Source organism: Micromonospora sp. NPDC007230, from assembly GCF_042869115.1.
Lineage (GTDB): Bacteria > Actinomycetota > Actinomycetes > Mycobacteriales > Micromonosporaceae > Micromonospora.
In genome coordinates, this window is the sequence record NZ_JBIAFE010000016.1 from 21,286 (window position 1) to 36,632 (window position 15,347).

The 15,347-nt window shown below is 70.6% G+C and carries 11 protein-coding genes; 6 read left to right on the plus strand and 5 right to left on the minus strand.

Going from position 1 to position 15,347, the window contains the following annotated elements; genetic code table 11:
- The first annotated feature begins 143 nt into the window (after positions 1-143).
- From ACFYML_RS22175 to ACFYML_RS22190, 4 genes are read left to right on the plus strand one after another with little or no spacing between them, the layout of a single operon-like run.
- Complete coding sequence (locus ACFYML_RS22175; protein ID WP_387422452.1) at positions 144-1,859, plus strand: ABC transporter substrate-binding protein; 1,716 nt, start codon at positions 144-146, stop codon at positions 1,857-1,859.
- Positions 1,856-2,893 carry an ABC transporter permease gene (locus tag ACFYML_RS22180; protein ID WP_387422453.1) on the plus strand — a complete coding sequence of 346 codons (1,038 nt, stop codon included), beginning with the start codon at positions 1,856-1,858 and terminating at the stop codon, positions 2,891-2,893. Before ACFYML_RS22175 ends, ACFYML_RS22180 begins: the two co-directional genes overlap by 4 nt.
- Positions 2,890-3,729, plus strand: a complete 840-nt coding sequence (locus ACFYML_RS22185) for an ABC transporter permease (RefSeq protein WP_387422454.1) — start codon at positions 2,890-2,892, stop codon at positions 3,727-3,729. The genes ACFYML_RS22180 and ACFYML_RS22185 overlap by 4 nt, the downstream gene beginning before the upstream one ends.
- Positions 3,726-5,231: an ABC transporter ATP-binding protein gene (locus ACFYML_RS22190; RefSeq protein ID WP_387422455.1), complete on the plus strand. Its 1,506-nt coding sequence runs from the start codon at positions 3,726-3,728 to the stop codon at positions 5,229-5,231. Before ACFYML_RS22185 ends, ACFYML_RS22190 begins: the two co-directional genes overlap by 4 nt.
- 225 nt (positions 5,232-5,456) lie before the next feature.
- On the opposite strand, the gene ACFYML_RS22195 is transcribed toward ACFYML_RS22190, so the two are convergent.
- Together ACFYML_RS22195 and ACFYML_RS22200 are read right to left on the minus strand one after the other, a co-directional pair.
- On the minus strand, positions 5,457-6,179 hold the full coding sequence (locus ACFYML_RS22195; protein WP_387422456.1) for a hypothetical protein: 723 nt from the start codon (positions 6,177-6,179) through the stop codon (positions 5,457-5,459).
- Between the two features lie 778 nt (positions 6,180-6,957).
- Positions 6,958-7,539 (minus strand): hypothetical protein, encoded by a 582-nt coding sequence (locus ACFYML_RS22200; RefSeq protein WP_387422457.1) that lies wholly within the window; start codon positions 7,537-7,539, stop codon positions 6,958-6,960.
- Between the two features lie 350 nt (positions 7,540-7,889).
- Between ACFYML_RS22200 and ACFYML_RS22205 the strand changes: the two genes are divergently transcribed.
- Complete coding sequence (locus tag ACFYML_RS22205) at positions 7,890-10,184, plus strand: tetratricopeptide repeat protein (protein WP_387422458.1); 2,295 nt, start codon at positions 7,890-7,892, stop codon at positions 10,182-10,184.
- Between the two features lie 356 nt (positions 10,185-10,540).
- On the plus strand, positions 10,541-11,245 hold the full coding sequence (locus tag ACFYML_RS22210; RefSeq protein WP_387422459.1) for a hypothetical protein: 705 nt from the start codon (positions 10,541-10,543) through the stop codon (positions 11,243-11,245).
- A 76-nt stretch (positions 11,246-11,321) separates the two neighbouring features.
- Here ACFYML_RS22210 and ACFYML_RS22215 read toward each other — a convergent pair whose 3' ends face one another.
- The 3 genes from ACFYML_RS22215 to ACFYML_RS22225 form a co-directional block, all read right to left on the minus strand.
- Positions 11,322-12,050 (minus strand): transposase, encoded by a 729-nt coding sequence (locus ACFYML_RS22215; RefSeq protein WP_387422460.1) that lies wholly within the window; start codon positions 12,048-12,050, stop codon positions 11,322-11,324.
- A gap of 1,208 nt (positions 12,051-13,258) precedes the next feature.
- Positions 13,259-13,939: a hypothetical protein gene (locus ACFYML_RS22220; protein ID WP_387422461.1), complete on the minus strand. Its 681-nt coding sequence runs from the start codon at positions 13,937-13,939 to the stop codon at positions 13,259-13,261.
- Positions 13,940-14,090: 151 nt separating this feature from the next.
- Positions 14,091-15,194, minus strand: coding sequence for a hypothetical protein (locus ACFYML_RS22225; RefSeq protein ID WP_387422462.1), 1,104 nt, complete (start codon positions 15,192-15,194; stop codon positions 14,091-14,093).
- Between the last annotated feature and the right edge of the window lie 153 nt (positions 15,195-15,347).

A 15,347-nucleotide genomic window follows, 5' to 3' on the forward strand; every position in this document is an offset into this window, starting at 1 on the left:
CGCCTACCGCTGGGCCAACGACCGGCTCCGCTGACTGATCCCGCCGCCGTTTGGTGTGGTGGCAGGCCGGCCACATCAGACCGAACGGCGACGCCATGCTGATGCCGGTAGTCCGTCAGCGACCCGGTCGGCGCGGAGCCGGCGTGGCCTTCCAACGTCATCGGATCTCCTGCTCCCTGCCTGGTGGATTGCTGCGCAGTCGTATCGCTCGGCGGTCCTGGTTGGTGCATACATGGCAACTTGAGAATGAAAACGATCGCCAATTAGCCTGTGGGCTGCGCATGCGGGAGGAGATCAACATGATGTGGCGCAGGCTGGCGGCCTCGGGCGTGGCAATGGCGGTTTCGGCGGTGCTGGTGGCCTGCAGCGGACCGCCCGAGGGCGGGCGACAGCCCCGTGGCGGAGCGGAGCTGCTCCGCGTCGTCGGCCCGTTCGAACTGCACAGCCTTGAGCCGTCGCGGAGCGACGGCTTCTTCACCCGGCTGCAGGTGGCCGAGACCCTGGTGGACGCCGATGGACGGGGTGTCCTGCGGCCGGGACTCGCGACCGGGTGGCGGGTGTCCGGCGACCAGCGGACGTGGACGTTCGGGCTGCGCCCGGACGCGGTCTTCCACGACGGCACGAACGTCACCGCCGAGGCGGTCGCCGCCTCGCTCAAGACTGCCCGCGACGAGCCTGGGACGCCGTGGGCTGAGGCGCCGGTGGCTGCGGTCACGGGCGACGGCGGGGAGGTGCGGGTCCAGCTCCAACGGCCGTACGCTCCGCTCCCGGCTGTCCTCGCGCACGCCAGCACGCAGGTGCTCGCGCCGGCCTCCTACGGCGCGGACGGCAAGGTCGGGAAGGTGATCGGCACCGGACCGTACCGGGTGGAGCGGATCGAGCAGCCATCGAAACTCGAGGTGGTGGCGTTCGAGCGGTGGAACGGCGAGAAGCCGAACATCAAGCGCATCTCGTACCAGGCCGTTGGTCGCGCCGAGACGCGCACGCTGATGGCTGAAAGCGGGCAGGCCGAGGTGACCTTCGGCATCGACCCGGTCAGCCGGCAGCGAATCCAGCGGGCCGCCGGCGTCGAGATCTCGTCGGTGACCCTTCCGCGCACGATCCTGCTCAAGGTGAACGCCGGGCACGAGGTGCTCGGCGACCTACGGGTGCGGCGCGCGATCAGCGCGTCCCTGGACCGCAAGGCGATGGCGACGGCCCTGCTGCGCGACCCCGAGATGGCAGCGACCCAGCTCTTCCCGCCGTCCCTCCCGGAGTGGCACCAGGACTCCGTGCCGCCGCTCGCGCACGACCCCGGACAGGCTCGCAACCTGCTCGCCGAGGCAGGTTGGACGTCGGGAACCGACGGAATCCTGACCCGCGACGGCAAGCGGTTGGAGATCTCGCTGCGTACCTTCCCCGACCGCCCGGAGCTGCCGGTCCTGGCCACCGCCGTGCAAGCCGCGCTGAAGGAGGTCGGCATCCGCGTGAACGTGCAGGTGGGCAACTCCAGTGAAATCCCCGCCGGCCACCAGGACGGCACGATGGAACTGGGCCTGTACGCCCGAAACTTCGCGCTCGTCCCCGACCCGTTGGTCACCCTCGGCACCGACTACGGTCCCCGGGGCGCGGACTGGGGCGCCATGGGGTGGAGCAATGCTGAACTTACCCGCACGCTGGGTGACCTCGCCGACGGCACCGACGCCGCCGCGGCGGCGGCCGGACGCGAGAAGATCTCCGGCATCCTGCAGAGCGAGCTGCCCGTCATCCCGGTGGCCTGGTACCGCCAGAGCGCGGTGGTCAGCGACCGCGTCGACGGGTTCACTCTCGACCCACTCGAGCGCTCCTGGCTGCTCGACAAGCTGAGGTGGTCGTCGTGACGCCCGCACCGCCACCGGTCGCCACCGACGAGGTCGAACTGGCGGTCCGCAGACCGGCGGTCGGACGCAGGCGCACCACCCCTCCCGTCGCCCGGGTGCTGGCACAGCGGGCCCTGCAGGCGGTCTCGGTCACGCTGCTGGTGTCAACGGCGTGCTTCGCCATCGTGCAGAACCTGCCAGGGGACATCGCGTTCCGGATCGCCGCCGGCCGTTACGGCTACGACCGGGTCACGGCCGCGTCAGCCGACGCCGTGCGCGCCGACCTCGGTCTCGACGCCCCGGGGTGGCAGCAGTTGGCTCGCTGGTGGGCTGACCTCGCGCAGTTCGACCTCGGCACGTCCCTGGTGACCGGCGGCTCGGTGGCGCACGAGTTGCTGCTGCCGGTGACCAGCAGCCTGCAGCTGGCCGCCACGGCGCTCGCCCTCGCGGTCGCCGTCGGCGCGCCGGTGGGCGTGGCCGCAGCCTGGCGTCCCGGTGGCCCGCTCGACCGGCTGACCACGGTCTGGGTCGCCGGCGCCCGCGCGCTGCCGCCGTTCCTGCTCGGGCTGCTGCTCATCATGCTCTTCTCCGTCCATCTCGGTTGGCTCCCGGCCGTCGGGCACGGCGCTGCCGCCAACGTCGTCCTGCCCGCGGCGGCCCTGGCGGTGGGGCTGTCCGGGCTGTTCGCCCGCGTCACCCGCGACACCGTGGCGCAGTTGCGCAGCTCGGACTTCATCGCCTTCGCCGAGACCAAGGGGCTTCGCGGACGCGCCGTCCTGGCCAGGCACGTGCTGCGCAACGCCGGCGTCACCCTCGTCGCCTACGTGGGCGCGCAGGCGCTGATCCTGATCGAAGGGGTTGTCGTGGTGGAGAGCCTGTTCGCCTGGCCCGGGCTCGGGCACACCCTGGTCCACGCGGTCTTCTGGCGGGACGTGCCCGTCATCCAGGCGGCCGCGGTGGCGCTCGCCCTGCTCGTAGTGTTGATCAACACAGTCGTCGACGTGGCGGGCCTCGCCCTCGATCCACGCCCGCGACGGCGGCAGGTGGCCTCGTGAGTACCACCACGACGACCACATCGGTCCGCCGGCGGGCAGGGCAGCGGCTGCGCCGGCTCTCACCGACGCAACGGTGCGCCGCGGCAGCGCTGATACTTCTGGGCCTGTTCGCCGTGATCGGGGCGTGGGTGTGGCCGGACCCGGCCGCGCAGGACCTGACGCGCTTCCTGAAGCCGCCCAGCCTGGCCGAGCCTCTGGGGCGCGACCACCTCGGACGAAGCGTCGCGGGGAGGCTCGCGTCGGCCACCCGGCTGTCCCTGGTGATGGCGGTCGCCTGCGTGGCGACGGCCATCACCGCGGGGACGCTGGCCGGCATCCTCGCCGCCTGGCGAGGCGGCATCGTCGACACCGTGCTGCACGGCATGTCCGAGGCGTTCGTGGCGCTCCCCGCACTGCTGATAGTCCTCATCGTGTCCGCCATGTCCGGCGGCGAGTTGTGGGCGCTGTACGCCGGCCTCGCGCTGGCGCAGTGGGTCGAGTACTTCCGCGTCGTGCGGGCGCGCAGTGCCCTGGTGCTGAGCGGACCGGCCGTGGAGGCGGCACAACTCCTGCGACTGGGCGCAGTGCACGTGCTGCGCCGCCACCTGTGGCCCGACCTCGGCCCGCTGCTGACCACCATGGCCACGTTCGGCATCGGGACCTCGGTGCTGGCCCTGTCCACCCTCGGCTTCGTCGGCGTCGGCGTCGCGCCGCCGACCCCCGAACTCGGCCTCATGGTCACCGAGGCGTTTCCGTTCTACGACGAGGCACCGTGGATGTCGCTGGCACCGGCGCTTGTCCTCGTTACGGTCCTGGTCGGGCTCCTGGGCCTGCGGAGCAAGGAGAGCACGTCATGACCGTGCACGTACGGGACCTGGTCGTCACCCACGCCGGTCGGATCCTGCTGGACGTCGCTGACCTGCGGCTCGAGCCCGGCCGGGCGGTGACGATCGTCGGCGAGAGCGGCTCTGGAAAGTCGCTGCTCGCGCACGCCGTCATGGGAACCCTCGCCGCGAGCCTGGAGGCACGTGGCCGCGTGGTCGTCGAGGGAACCAGCTACGACGTGGCCGAGCGGCGGGCCCGCCGGGGCCTGTGGGGCCGCGTGATGGCGCTGCTGCCGCAGGAACCGGTGCTGGCGCTGGACCCCACCATGCGCGTGCGCGGACAGGTCGCCGAGGGCTCCGCCGAATTCTGGTCGGACCGGCAGTCCGCATACCGCGCCGCCGAGAAGGTGCTCGAGGAACTCGGTGTGGCAGGCGCGGGACGAAGCTACCCGCACACCCTCTCCGGCGGAATGGCCCAGCGGGTCGCCTTCGCTGCGGCGACCATCGGGGGAGCCCGAATGCTCATCGCCGACGAACCGTCCAAGGGGCTCGACGACCAGGCACGCAACGACCTCGCTGCGCTGCTGCACCGGCACGTGGCAGCCGGCGGGATCCTGCTCACGATCACCCACGACCTCGACCTGGGCCGTGACCTGGGCGGCGACGTCCTGGTGATGCGGGAGGCCGGCATCGTCGAGCGCGGGCCCGCCCACCAGGTGCTCACCACGCCGTCGCACCCCTACACCCGGCGGCTGCTGGCCGCCGAGCCCGGCCGGTGGCAACATCCGTGGGTACGCGGACGGGGGAGCGGGACGCAGGAGCGGACCGTGGAGCCCGCAGCGCCGCCGCTTGTACAGGCCGATCGGGTCACCAAGGGCTTCGCCGGCCGGACGTTGTTCTCCGAAGTGTCGCTCACCATCCACCCAGGGGACCGGCTGGCCCTTTCCGGTCCGAGCGGCTCGGGCAAGACGACCCTGGGCAACATCCTGCTGCGCCTGCTCCGGCCCGACACCGGCAGCGTCCGGCACGCCGAGGAACTTGCCGGCGGACGCCTGCAGAAGCTGTACCAGGACCCCGCCGTGGCATTCCCCGCCCGCGTACCCATCGAGGCGGCGCTGGCGGACGTGGTACGCCGGCACCGGCCCGCGCCAGAGCGCCTCCCGTCGCTGATGGCGGCGATGCGCCTGCACGAGGGTCTACTGAAGCGCAGGCCCGGCCAGGTCTCCGGCGGAGAACTTCAGCGCCTAGCGATCATCCGCGCCATGCTCCTGGACCCGCTGCTGATCTTCGCCGACGAGCCGACATCACGCCTGGACCCCGTGACCCAGGAAGAAACAATGTGCTGCCTCATGGACCAGGTCGAACGGTCCCGCTGCGCCCTGGTGCTGGTCACCCACGATCGGGCCCTCGCAGACACCGTCGCCGACCAGGTCCTGGCCGTGACCGCCGCACCGCCCGAGCCCACCCCGCCGGCCCAGGCCGAACCGGCCGGATCGTCCATCAGCACGACACCGGCTGGTCACGTGTTCAGGTGACTGCCGCCCTCGGTTGGGGCCCGCTGTGACCTTGACGGCCTGGCCGGTACATCCGAACGAACTGGCCAGGCCCTCTGCTGGCTCGGCAGCGTCGACCGCGTCAGCGGTTGCGGCGGGTAACAGGGTGACGACGTCGTGGAAGGCTATCGGGCTGCGGCCTTCAGCAGCTCTAGGGCCTCGTCGTGGTCGATTTCCACAGCCGTACCGGCCGGAGCGCGCTGCAATTCAAGCACCCTGGACCAGCCCCAGGGCGTACCACAGCAGGGTGCCAGCCGTGGCGGCTGCGGCGGTGGAGGCGAGCAGCATCGGCCAGGCCCGGCCGAGACGGTGTGCCGCGACCAGCCACCCCAGAGCAGCCAGCGGCAGCACCACTCGCACGATCTCCCCGAACGCGACGCCGTAGAAGAATGGATCACCAAGGGCGAGCAGGCGCCAAGGCGGCGCCTGCACGATCGCGTGCCAGCCCTCGGCGGATAGCAGCCCGCACGCGATACCGGCGGCGAGGGCGGCGCGGCGGGTGGTGTTGGCGCGTACTGCGTAACCGAGCAGTCCGAGCAGCGGGCCGGCGAGCAGCGACCCGGCCAGCCACACCGCAGTCATTACCGCGACGGAGCGCAGTCCGGCCATATTGGCCGAACTGCCGTCCGCCAAGGTGGCACCGCTCCACCGGCGGCTAACCAGCAGGATGAGTAGGTAGTACAACACGGTGGCCAGGACCAGCACGCCGGTGGCGCCCGTGACGGCCCGCCGCATGGTATCCGCGTGCCGGCCGGCCAGGACGGCGGCCAGCCCCCAGGCGAATCCGCTCGAGGTCAGCGCGACCATCACGTGGCCGGCAACACCGTCGACCGAGTCGGCGGCGAAGGCCAGCAGTCCCAGTGCGGCCGCGGCGGCGGCGACGTTCACGGTGTACGCGGGCCGGCGCTGCTGTCCAGCGATGTCGGTCATGCCCGGCCTCCTCGGGTTCGGCAGCGCAGGCGCAATGGGCAACATCTGCCGCGCCCCCTCACGAACGTCCTCGTCCAGCAGCTAGATACCATCACGCCGCTGCCCATCCTCAGCGACCACAGCCAACCCGGGCGTGCCTTCGACGCGCCAGCGTCGGCCATGCTCGAGACCTACACGAATCGATCAGCGGGAAGGTACGCCCCTCCCGGCCGATCCACAGGTCTTGAGCATTGCTTGCTGGTGGCGGCCGGCCTGTCTGCACCAACGAAGCCAACCGGAAGCAGCAGGAGCTGGCCGAGCGGGGTCAGGTCACCGACCCGCTTCACCAAGGCCTATGACGTCGGCCGACGTGCCGAACCTGCCCGCGCCCGCCGTCGAGGACGACCGATGCGTGCTGGCCACCGCCAGCCTCGACGTATCGGCCAGGGTGTTGTTCGGCGTCATGGAGAGCGCCGAGGATCTTGACGTGAACAGGCACTGTGGGGGTGGGGGCCGGCCCGTGTCCGTGCCGCGCCGCGCAGCGGGGGCCCGCCACCATTCCGCTCTCGTTCGACTCCAGGCCGCCTGCCAGTGCGAAAAAGGGGCCGAAGGACGGCTGACCACCGGCCCTCGACCCCGAGATCCACGCGCAGCGCCCTGCGTGGGCGCAGCTTCGACTGGCTTTGACGCCGCCACGGCCTCGCCGACGGCGGTGGCGAACGCGACTTCCGCTGTCGGTCCACAGGCCAGGTTGCCACGTTTGGCGTGTGGCGGGAGACCGCGCTCAGGAGGACACGCCTCAGGTGATGCCGCTCGCCCAGGCTACACTGACAATCTGCGGATATCCCCAGCCGGACGTGCAGTAGACGACCATGTTCCCGTCGTTCTGCAACGCTAGGACTGAACCCTGACCGGCGGCGTTGTTGCAACGGATCCCGGTCGCCCAGACCGCGCGACTGTCCTCCGTATACACCACAAGGTTCGAGTCCGGCTGGAGCACGAGCTGAACGCCGAACTCCCAACCGGTCAGGCCGGTGAAGAAGTTCATTCGACCGGTCCCGAAGTTCCTGATCATCGGCTTGTTGTCGTAGAACGACACCGACCAGGTCTTCAGCCGCGTGCCGTCGCCATAGGTCCAGGTGGTGCCCTTGTCGAGCCAGACGTACGGCCGGCTGAGCGTCATCTGGACACCCTTGTAGGTGTAGCTCGGGTAGTAGGCGCCCGGGATCCCCGGAGCGCCCTTCGCCGCAGCCGGCCCGGCAGCGACGAAGATCGTGAAGGTGCTGGCGACGAGCATGGCGGTGAGCACGGCCACCGCCCGCGACAACCCGCGCGGCCTGCCTGCCGAGGTGGCGTAGGTCAGCTCCGCGCCGCTGAACATCCTTCTCCAACGTCTCTGCTGCAAGAGGTTCCTCCCGAGTAAGCCTGGGGCTGGGGACCGACGACGCCGAGCGCGGCAGGTGCCGCAGTGGCGGCTGCGACCGCATCCGCGAGCACGTGCTGAGTGCGACGCCGTGCTACGCCGGAGAGCCGGGCCGGCGCGGCGTCGGCCAGCCGATGATTGCGTCGGGACACCGCGTGACTCCTCCCGCCAGGCGCCAGGTCAGTAGATCCGGTCTCTCGGCACCGGCTGTCTGATCCCGACAGATTCCGGAACGCCCACGCCTCCACGCTGGTCACGCAAGCCGCTCCCGGCGTCCGGGCCGGACGACACCGGATACAGTGGTGGCCGTGGATGTCTCGGGGGACATCAGCCCGGTGGCCGCGTTCTGCGCCGATCTGCGCCGGTGCTGGCAGGCGTCCGGGCGGAACCTGCCCAGCGTGGCACGCGAAATCAGGATCAGCAGGACGCAGCTCTACGCGATCCTCAATGGCGAGATCAAACGCCCGCCTGATTTCGACACACTGGTGCGGCCGCTGATTCGTGCGTGCGGGGGCACCGACACGGATGTGGCGGACTGGCGGCGCCGCCACGAGGTGCTGGTCGGCGTGCACACGCAGCTGCACCGCCACCCGGTCGCCCGGGTGCCGGTGCCGGCGCAACTGCCCGCCGATATCAAGGGCTTCGCCGGCCGCACCGCCGCGCTCGCCGCACTGGACGCCGCGACGGCGCCGGTGGTGACCGTCACCGGGACCGCGGGCGTCGGCAAGACGAGTCTCGTGGTGCACTGGGCGCATCGGGTCGCCGAGCGGTTCGACGGCGGCCAGTTGTACGTGGACCTCGGCGGCTTCGGCCCGCCGGGCACAGCGATCGAGCCCGGCACCGCGTTGCAGGGATTCCTGCAGGCGTTGGGTGTTCCAGCCGACCATGTTCCGCAAGGGGTGGTGGCGCAGGCCGCCCTGTACCGCAGCCTGCTGGCCAGGCGCCGGGTGCTTGTCGTCCTGGACAACGCGCGGGACGTCGACCAGGTACGTCTGCTGCTACCCGGAGCCCCCGGCTGCGTGACACTGATAACTAGCCGAGATCAACTCGCGGGTCTGCTGGTTGTTGCCGCCGCCCATCCACTCGGCCTGGGGCCGCTATCCGAGCCTGACGCGCAGGCCCTGCTACGGACCCGGCTCGGTGCTCGATGCGAGGCCGCTCCCGGCGCTGTCCGTGACATCGTCTCCGCTTGCGCCGGCTTACCCCTTGCGTTGGCCATCGCGGCGGCACGGGCCGCCTGCAGACAGCAGTTGTCGCTAGCGCACCTGGCAGCCGAGCTGGATACGGCCGCGCCCCTCGACGCCCTGGACGCGGGGTATCCGGGGGCCAACGTCCGAGTCGTTTTCTCCTGGTCGTATCGGCTGCTGCAGCCCGTGCATGCGCGGCTGTTCCGACTGCTCGCAGCGCACCCGGGGCCGGACGTCGCCGTGCCGGACGCCGCGAGCCTCGCCGGCATGCCGGTCCCCGAAGCCCGGGAGGCATTGGCCAACCTGGCGTGCCGGCATCTCGTCTCCGAGCATGCCCCGGGTAGGTACGTCCAGCACGACCTGCTCCGCAGCTACGCCGAGGAACTGCTGAACACCAACCCACCGGAGCACCGGCGGGCGGCTGAAAGGCGGCTGCTCGACTACTACGTCCAGACTGCTCGTGCTGCCGCTCTTCTGCTCGAACCCGACCGCGAGCTACCGCCATCCGCACCGGCGCAGCCGGGCGCGCTGCCGGTGTCGCTGAGCACCGCCGAGGCGGCAGGAGCCTGGTTGGATGCAAACCGGGCCGTACTGCTGCGCGCCGTTCGGTACGCATACCAGGTGAGACAGGACATGTCGGCGTGCCTGCTGGCGGCCGCCCTGGCTACTTACCTGCAGCGGAATGGGTACTGGCCCGACCAGCTTCGCCTTTCCGAGACCGCGCTCGCCGCCGCGGCCAGGCTCGGTGATCCGGCGTTCCGGGCACTGTCCCACCGTGGCCTGTCCCGCGCGCTGGTGCGGTTGCGCCGGTACGACGAGGCCGAAGCGCACCTGCGTCGCTCGCTTGAGATTGATCGCCGGGCCGGCGATCTCATCGGGCAGGCCCGCGCCCTGAACACCCTCGGCCTTGTGGCGCAGTCGCGGCACCGGCACACCGAGGCGCGACGTCACACGGTCGCCAGCCTCGCGATGTTCGAGTCCGCCGGGCACCGCGGCGGTATGGCCTTGACGCTTAGCGACCTGGGCTGGATCTACGCGCTGCGAGGGCAGTACCGGCAGGCCCTCGACTGCTGCGAACGAGCACTCGCGATTTTCGAGAAGCTCGACGACGAGCACGGCCGGGCCTGTTGCTGGGACAGCCTGGGATACATCTACACCCAACTTGGCAACCACGCCTATGCCGCCGGCTGCTTCCGCCGGTCGGAATTCCTGTTCCGCTGGAATGGTGAGCGCTATCTGGCAGCGCAGACACTCGTGAACGCCGGGGCCAACGCGCTGGCGCACGACGACGCGCACGAAGCAATCCGGTCGTGGCGAGTGGCGCTACAGATTTTCGATGAATTGGGTGCCCCAGACGCAGAGCGGGTCGGCCAGCTGCTGGCCGAGAACATCGGACCTATGCCGAAGTCGATCTAGAGGATGTGAACCGCCCCGGATCTTGTAGAGACTCCACAGAACCCGGGGCGGTTCAGCCAGCCAGCGTGTCTGGGCTTCGAGCTGTGTGAGATAGGCCGACGCGCGGTCGGCGTACTGGCTGAAGGCTTGCGAGGCGCTGCCTTCCCAGTAGAGCTTGAGGTTCTTCAGTTCGCCGTCCATCTCGGCGCGGAGTTCCGCGTAGGTGTTGGCGGCGGAGTGAACCAGGTCCGCGCGGTTGCGATGATCTTGGGTGAGGCGCTTCTGCCTTGCCCTTGGGCGGCAGTTCACTCCTTATCTGACCCGTCGGGGTGGCGTGGCAGATTCGCCGGTACGGGGCTTGGCGGTAGAACCGGAACGTGACACTCAACTTTTGTCGGGAACTGTCGGCCGCCGACTGGATCGCCCACAGCGACCTGCCGTGGCAGCAGCTTGTGGGCCTCGGCCCTGCGGGCTTCGACGCCTACGCGCGGCTTCGGTTTCTGCCCGATCCGGCACGCCCCGGCCAAAGCGAGAACGACGCCCCCGCAGACTGGCCCACGGACCAGCTGCCCACTCTTTTCGAGGTGCTGGCCACCCATACCACGACCCCCGAAGACTGCTACTTCTGCGTCTGGGAAGGCTTCGGCGACGCCGACGTCGCAGCCGACGACGACCCCGTGTACATCGACGAAGAGCACACCGCCGCCCCGCTTGATCGGTCCGGCGGCCAGCCGGGACTGGCGCCCACACCCGCTGCCCCGCCCTCGATGCCGCAGGCACCCAAGGTTGTGGTGCCCAACCGTGCATACTGGTTGTTTCGAGGGCCGTTAGCCGACGTCGGCACATGGGACACCGCTGCAGGGTGGCCGGGCCAGCGTCGCCTCAGCAACGCCGAGCCGGCGTTCACCTGGCCCGCTGATCACGCCTGGTGCGTGGCCAAGGACGTCGATCCGCACTGGGCCGGGATCGGCGGCACCCGGGTACTGATCACCCAACTCACCACCGACCCACGCCTCGACGTGGTCCCCGCCGACCCCACCCAGGACCAGCCGCTCTACCATGAACAGCCCGTGCCCAGCTGACGAGTGCTTTGCGGACCGCTGACAGGGCCTGCCGCGCTCAGGTCGGAACGAACGGATCTGGCACCCCTCTGTGTCATCAAGAGGCGGCGGCGAGGGTTGTTCTAGGCTGGGGTGTGGCGGGTCCGGGAAGTGACTTTTCCGAAGTGTCGATCTTGGGGTTTGGGTCGGCCGCGCTGGATTGCAGAGTCGCCCCCGCGTGTCCTCCCGGGCCCGTCCTGACCGGCTTCGCGTCGGCGACCATCTGCCGGTAGACGATGTCGGACAGGCGTCGTTTCAGTGCCCGTAGGGCCTCCATCGGGGTTTTGCCCGCGGCCAGTCTGCGTCGGTAGTAGCGGCGTCCTTCGGTGTCGTGGCGTAGTTGGACGATGGCCATGATGTGCAGGGCTCGGTTGATGCGCCGGTTCCCGGCTCTGGAGAGCCGGTGCCGGTTCTGGTCGCCGGACGAGGCGTCGATCGGTGCGGTGCCGTTCCACGAGGCGAAGTGGCCGCGGCTGGCGAACCGGGCGATGTCTGCGATGTCGCCGAGCAGGCGGGCCGCACCGGAGGGTCCGATGCCGGTCAGGTCCATCAGCCGGCTGCCGGTGCTGTTGACCAGGTCGGTGAGTTCCTGTTTCGCGGTTTGGATCTTCTTGTCGATGACGACGAGTTCGCCGATCAGCTCGGAGGCCAGCCGCCGGCGGGTCTTGCCGACCACGTCACGCGGGCGCACGCTGGCCAGCAGGGCGCGGGCCTGTTGGGCGGACAGGTCCTTCTTCGCGCCGCCGGGCACCAACTCCAGGAGCAGGTGATGCAGCCGGGAGACCACTTCGGTGCGGGCCCGGGTTCTGTGGAGTCTCTACAAGAACCGGGGGCGGTTCACGCGCAGCGTGACCGGGACGAGGAGAGCCAGGTCTAACCAGGACGGCCGGTCAGCGGGGCGCTGGGCCGTGCTTGGCGAGTAGAGCGGCCAGGTGCGCGCCGCTGCACCCAACAACCAGTCGCCGACCGTGGAGTCCCGGGAGAGCATCAGAGCCGGTCGTGTCAGGAATCAGAGCGCATGCTGGGCGTTCGTCGATCTTGCTGTCGCACAGCTGGCATCGGTTGACGTCGACACGTCCGCCGGAGGGTGCTCCGGTGCGGACTAGCCGTCTCAAAAGGTGCATGCTTCCTGTGTAGCCCGGTACCAGCGGAGTTGACATGAACCGTCGGCTTGTTCGCTTCGCCGGATCAGTCGGGCGGAATCCTGCGGACGGCGGCAGCACTGGGCCAGTCGGCCACCATTTCCATCATGGAGTTTGCCGCGCTACTCCTCACGGGCAAGGCTGAGCGAGAGCCGCGAACGCTTGACATGCCGGTGCCGAAGGGGCCTGGCGTGAGCAGAATGCCGCACACACGCGTACGGACGGCTCGCGGCTGCGCTACCCAGCAGGCAGCCACACGACAAGCCGGTGACGCCTGGTGCCGTCTGGTGGGTGAGAGCCGGGGCCGTGGTCCCAGAAACGAGATCTGGGACCCCGCCTATGGCTGCACCACTGAGAATAGGTGCCGGACTTGGGGCTTGCCAGCGGCAGTCGAGGTGTCCCGCGGCCAGGTGACGAGCGTGCTGGGCGGGCCGCAACCGCTCGCGTGAGGCAGGGCCGGAGGATGGCTTGACCAGCAGGCACCCCGCGGCTACGAGCTGGCTAGGGCGGCCACGGGGAGGGGTCGCCCTGACCGCGATTCCATCACCGTGCAGGTGAATACGGCCACCGGTAACCGATCGAGTAGACGGTCGAGCCAGCCGGCCAGTGCGACCAGGTGTCACTCCGCAGCCGTGCCGAGGGCCGGCGACCGCGCCGGCGGCGTCGGCAGGCGTCTTTGCTCGGCAGTCAGCTTGCACACCATGCCGCGCGGCGACGTGAGCGCGGGCTCGCCGCCCTGCTCCGATGGGTCGCGGTGATCGGGCTCATCTGCTGGTCCTTGTGCCGGGTTGCCTGCTGGTGATGCTCCCCGCTGGCCGGGGCGGCGGGGGCCGCCCCGGCCAGGCCGGGTGGATCAGTGCAGAGCCCACCGGCTTGATGGGTTGTTGTGGGCGAGGACGAGGGGACGCCGCATGGGTGAGCGGGTGTTGCGGCTGGATCGGCCGGTCCAGAACGGCGGCAGCCGCCACATCGCGTGTGTGGTGGTGTCGCCCCCGATGGGGAAGGCGTTCCGGTGGGTGTAGCCGTGCCGCTGGAACAGGTCACGGTCAGCGTCGGTGAACACCTCGGCGTAGGTGGGCAGGCTGAGTGTGTCCATCCAGCGTTGCGCTCCGGCGAGGACCGCCGCGGCGCGGCCTGGACCCCCGGGGCCGGGCGCGGCGAGCAGCGCCAGGTGGTTGTGCGGCTCGCTGGGGCGCCGCGCGGCAAGGGCTTGGTCGAACTGGAGGAACCGTTCCTGGTGTACGCCGCAGGCGTCGGCGAGCCGGTCCGTGTAGCGGGCTGGGGGTGGGATGGGCCGGTAGCGGTGGAACCAGACGGTCGCGGCCGACCGGTCTGGGAGCAGGAACGCGTCGCCGAAGAGCAGCGCGTGTTCGATCCAGATCCGGGTCACGGCGGCGAGAACGGTGGGCCTGTGTTGCTCGTCGGGGACGAGCCAGGCGCCGAGGTCGGTGGGGGAGAGGGCTTCGGTGACGAGTTCGGTGATTCGGTCGATGTCGCACCAGCGGGCTCGGACGACGGGCATGGTCATGTTCATGGGTAACTCCTGGTCACCATCGTGCTTGGGGAAAGTCGGGGAAGATTGCCGGCGTCGTCGCGGGACCGGCGCGGGCCACTAGGGCCGCCAGGGCATACGGGTGCGCAGAAGCCGTCGGTGCCGCGGGGACGGTACGCAAACGGCCCGCCGGTCAGGCGGGCCGGGTCCCCGGGCGGGGCGAGCGGGACGGGAGAGCGTCGCCGCCGGTCGGGTGGCAGCGGTGCCCCGCCAGGCTGGGCGGCGTACACACCGACGTCGGCGTGTCGGCCGGGTTCCCGGGGACGGCGCCGGACGAGCCGGATCCACTGGTGCCGGGGGTAGGCGTGGCGGGCGCGGAATCCGCGTCCGGCCGCACCGGGTACGGCCCGTCCGACTCGGCGAGGCTCGGCAGGGACGAAAGCTGCGGTGTGCTGTGCCTGTCCGTCGGGATGCTGCTGAGGGCGGGCATCGAGGCAAGCCTGGCCGGTGCCGTGACCGATCCGGTGGCAGGCCCGCTGCAGCCCAGGCCAGCGCACGGCAGCGGGTCGCCGACCGGGCCGGTCGGGGGCGTCGCCGCGGGTGGTGGCTCGGCCGGCAGGCTGGTGGGCGGGTCCAGAAGGTCCGTCACCGGTTCGAGGGGCTCGAGGACGGGATCCAACGGCTTGAGTACCGGTTCCAGCTCCCGCAAAACGGGGGACAGGATCGGGGAGAGCGGCTGGGTTACCGGGGTGAGGGCGTCTGCTACCGGAGCGACCACGCCGGCCCGCACCGGGTCGGTGACCGGGCGCAGCGCGTCGGCCACCGGGGTGAGTACCCCGGACCGGACCGGCTCCGTGACTGGACGGAGAACCCCAGCCACCGGCGCCAGCACTTCCCCGCCACCCGGCCGAGTGGCCGGGCGGCCGACGCCGACGGCGGGCTTTGACGTACCGATCTGGACCGGGCCGGCCGGCGGTGGGGTGACCTGGTTCGCCGGCCAGGTTGCGGGCCGGGCTGGTGCCGGTCGGGGGATGGCTCCGGCCGGAGGGGCGCCGGGAGCCGCCTCATCGGCCGGCAACCCCGGTACCGGTGGTGATGCCGTCGTGTCGAGGATCGGGCGGAGGATACCGGTGAGCAGGTCGACGGCTGTGTCCACCGGGGCGGACGGCGGCCGGTCGGCGGCGTGGGCGGCCCCGGTGGTGGCGGCCTCGTGGGCGCCCCACGCCACGACGACCCCGCCGAGCAGGAGCCCGAGGCGCAGCGCGACCCGCGTCCACCGGCCGCCTCGTCGAGTCATCCCGGCACCTCTCCCACCCTCGGCCATAGCCGACGATCAACGCCCGCACTCTACCTAATGTGGTCGACCGATCACAGGCTGACGCTCGTGGGAGTCGGGCGCGTCGCGTCGTGGTAGACGCGGCATTTCGCCCGATCCAGCTGGCCTGAGCCG

Bases quoted from the DNA above. Each gene is read 5' to 3' on its own strand.
- ACFYML_RS22190 (WP_387422455.1), top strand. From the start codon at position 3,726: ATGACCGTGCACGTACGGGACCTGGTCGTCACCCACGCCGGTCGGATC.
- ACFYML_RS22195 (WP_387422456.1), bottom strand. From the start codon at position 6,179: ATGACCGACATCGCTGGACAGCAGCGCCGGCCCGCGTACACCGTGAAC.
- ACFYML_RS22200 (WP_387422457.1), bottom strand. From the start codon at position 7,539: ATGTTCAGCGGCGCGGAGCTGACCTACGCCACCTCGGCAGGCAGGCCG.
- ACFYML_RS22220 (WP_387422461.1), bottom strand. From the start codon at position 13,939: ATGAACATGACCATGCCCGTCGTCCGAGCCCGCTGGTGCGACATCGAC.
- ACFYML_RS22225 (WP_387422462.1), bottom strand. From the start codon at position 15,194: ATGACTCGACGAGGCGGCCGGTGGACGCGGGTCGCGCTGCGCCTCGGG.